Annotated in this window: 4 protein-coding genes; 3 read left to right on the top strand and 1 reads right to left on the bottom strand. The window is 60.4% G+C overall.

The window, feature by feature from the left end; genetic code table 11:
- Together M7F93_RS11560 and M7F93_RS11555 are read left to right on the top strand one after the other, a co-directional pair.
- The coding region (locus tag M7F93_RS11560) for a hypothetical protein (RefSeq protein ID WP_298173665.1) at nt 1–392 on the top strand (392 nt) is incomplete at its 5' end.
- A complete protein-coding gene (locus M7F93_RS11555; protein WP_298173662.1) occupies nt 385–1161 on the top strand; it encodes an endonuclease/exonuclease/phosphatase family protein in 777 nt (258 codons plus the stop codon). The genes M7F93_RS11560 and M7F93_RS11555, both read left to right, overlap by 8 nt.
- Here the strand turns inward: M7F93_RS11555 and M7F93_RS11550 are convergent.
- Entirely contained in the window at nt 1106–1612 is a 507-nt protein-coding gene (locus tag M7F93_RS11550) for an LEA/WHy family protein (protein ID WP_298173659.1), read from the bottom strand. The genes M7F93_RS11555 and M7F93_RS11550 overlap by 56 nt on opposite strands.
- A gap of 71 nt (nt 1613–1683) precedes the next feature.
- On the opposite strand from M7F93_RS11550, the gene M7F93_RS11545 reads away from it, so the two are divergent.
- Nucleotides 1684–2793, top strand: a complete 1110-nt coding sequence (locus M7F93_RS11545; protein ID WP_298173654.1) for an ABC transporter permease — start codon at nt 1684–1686, stop codon at nt 2791–2793.
- Nucleotides 2794–2922 lie beyond the last annotated feature (129 nt).

Raw genomic sequence — 2922 nt, 5'->3', positions numbered from 1 at the left:
CAGATCGCCCTGCGCCGCGACCCGGCCTGTGGCGTCTGCGCGTGAAGCGCCTGAAACTGCCACGCACCCTGGCCAACGCCCTGCTTGCAGACCTGCAATCCGGTGTTGGCGAAGGACTTATCGGCGCTACCGCCGACGTGCCCGTCTCCGTCTATCCCTGCCCGCCAGCAGACTTTGCCGCGGTACTCGCGGTGATCCGGTCCCGCGGCGAAACGCCTTTCGCGCGTTATGCCCATGCCGCCACGCCCATCGCGGACAGCGTCCCCACCAACACGCCCTATCAAATATTACTGGCTGCAGACATCAAAGGGGTGATCGTCCTGCGCGCCTTTGTAGTCGCTGGGGATGGCACTTCCTGGCAGGGACTCGATATCGAACTCGACCATGACTGACCCCTCAGAGTTTACTGTCACCTCTTTCAATATCCAGGTGGGCATCGGTTCCTATCGTGCCCGGCACATGCTCCTGCATGGCTGGAAATATGTGATGCCCCATGGCCAGAGTCTGCGCAACCTGGAGCGAATCGCCCTGATTTTGGAGGAAACCGATATCGCCGGGCTCAACGAGGTCGATGCGGGCTCTTTTCGCAGCCAGTATGTCAATCAGGCGGGTTTTCTCGCTGACCGCGCCCATTTCCCTTACTGGGCGCAACAACGTACCCGTAACTTTGGCGACTTCGCCCAGCACAGCAACGGCATTCTCTCCCGCTGGCCCATTGAAGAAACCATAGCGCATTCCCTGCCCAGCTTTATGAAAGGGCGCGGCATGCTGGAAAACCGGCTCAATGTTGGTGGAAGCGCCCTGACCGTGATCATCACCCACCTCGGCCTCAGCCGTCACGCGCGCCTCAGTCAGATACGCGATCTCGCCCAACGCCTGCGCGGACGCCCGAATCTCATTCTCATGGGCGACCTGAACTGCACGGCACGTTCCCCGGAAATGCGCATGCTCCTCAACGAAAGTGGCCTGCAGGCGCCGCCCTGGAGCCCGCCCACCTTTCCCAGTTGGTCACCACGATTTTCCTTCGATCACATCCTCTGCAGCCCAGACCTGGAATTTACGGCGATTGAAACCATCACTGAGCCGCTCTCCGATCACCTCGCACTCAAGGCAAAACTACGCTGGGGCTCGGCGACAGCGGCAGATGCAAAGCCCCAGTGACGGTAAAAGGTATCCGCATATCAAGCATGCCAGTCACCAGATAACCTTTGACTGCATAAGGGAGCCCAGCCCTGGCGCTGACACTGCCGAGTTCCCCCAGCAATGTCAGAAAATTGCCCGTCACCGGGATATTCACCGTGGCGCTGCCGTAGGCAGGCACATCGACCGGCTTATCCAGCAACCCATAAGCCACCTGCCGATTCTGCACATACAGACGCGCCTCCCCCGCCTTGGCGTGGAGCGCATTGTCGTTGGGGTTGCTGACCTTGAGCGACAGCAAAAACGTCTGCGAGGCCAGTCCCACCGACTCCGGCTGGATGCTCAGTAATTGCACCTCCGGATGGTGCGCCGGAAATGCGCTGCAGGCGCTGAGCGGCAGCGCGACCAGCAGCAGCGCGGGCCAGCGCTGAAACCATTGGGTGAAGCCGGAACTTCGTGCAACAATAGCCATCCGTGTACTCCTGCAAACATCAGTCGCCGAGTATAACCCAAGGAATGACCGAGAAAAGCCCGGACCCGCGCATGATGGAAAGTAACGCACACCAACCGAACTGGGAACGCGACGGCCAGACTTTGCGCCTCAGCGGGCGCTGGACCCTGCGGCGTCTCGGTGGCAATTTTGCGGCGCAAGAGGCGGCGCTGCGGAACATAACCCCGGAAATACTGTGGGATCTCTCCGCCATCGAGGCGCTCGACAGCGCCGGGGGCCTCCTGCTCTGGCAGGCCTGGGGCAGCCAGTTGCCGGAAAATATCCGGATGGAGGATCAGCATCGCAACATCTTCGCCCGCCTGGCGCAGATTCCGCCGATTACCACCCCACCCCGGCGCTCCTGGCAGTTTCTTGATCAGCTTGGCGCGTTCCTGGTCGAAACGGGATGCGACCTCTGGGGACTTTTTCTGCTCATGGGCGCCCTTTTGCTGGAGTTCGGGCACGGCCTACGCCACCCGCGCAGCTTTCCGTGGCGCGAAATCTCCGCCACCATCGTCAATACCGGACCGAACTCACTACCCATCCTCACCCTGATCGGCTTTCTCATCGGCGTGGTGATTTCTTTTCAGTCGGCCTCAACCCTCGCCCAATACGGCGCCAATATCTACATCATCAACATTGCCGGCCTGAGCATCCTGCGTGAGTTCGGCCCGTTGATTACCGCAATCATTCTTTCAGGGCGTTCCGGCTCCGCGTTCACCGCGCAAATCGGCGCCATGTGTGTCACCGAAGAACTGGATGCCCTGCGCACTTTCGGCATTCCCCCGATCCGCCGCCTGATTCTGCCCAAGGTCATCGCCCTCGCGCTGGTCATGCCGCTGCTCGTCCTCTGGACCGACATGGTGGGACTCTTCGGGGCCATGCTCGTGGCCAAAATGGAGCTCGGCATCAGCACCATCTTCTTTATCGAACAAATGCCTATCGTGGTCCCCAGTTTTAACCTGTGGCTGGGCATTGCCAAAGGGGCGATCTTCGGCATTTTGATTGCGTGGATCGCGGGCTTTCATGGTCTTAAGGTGAAGCCCAACACCACTAGCCTGAGCCGGGAAACGACCAGCTCGGTAGTCGTGTCCATCACCCTGGTGATCCTCATCGACGCAGCCCTTGCCATGGTCTTTGCCAATACGGGAGGCGGCGGCTGATGGCCCACCCCAACGCCATTATCCTGACCGATATCGCCACCCGGTTCGGAACCCGTTGGATTCAGCGGCATCTTGATCTGACCATACGTTGCGGCGAGATACTTGCCATCGTCGGCGGCAGCGGTACCG

It is taken from the genome of Acidithiobacillus sp., assembly GCF_027322205.1.
Taxonomy (GTDB): Bacteria; Pseudomonadota; Gammaproteobacteria; order Acidithiobacillales; family Acidithiobacillaceae; genus Acidithiobacillus.
This window is presented reverse-complemented; position numbering and strand designations above follow the sequence as displayed.

Coding starts and splice junctions, on each gene's coding strand:
- M7F93_RS11545 (WP_298173654.1), top strand. CDS start 1,684: ATGATGGAAAGTAACGCACACCAACCGAACTGGGAACGCGACGGCCAG.
- M7F93_RS11555 (WP_298173662.1), top strand. CDS start 385: ATGACTGACCCCTCAGAGTTTACTGTCACCTCTTTCAATATCCAGGTG.
- M7F93_RS11550 (WP_298173659.1), bottom strand. CDS start 1,612: ATGGCTATTGTTGCACGAAGTTCCGGCTTCACCCAATGGTTTCAGCGC.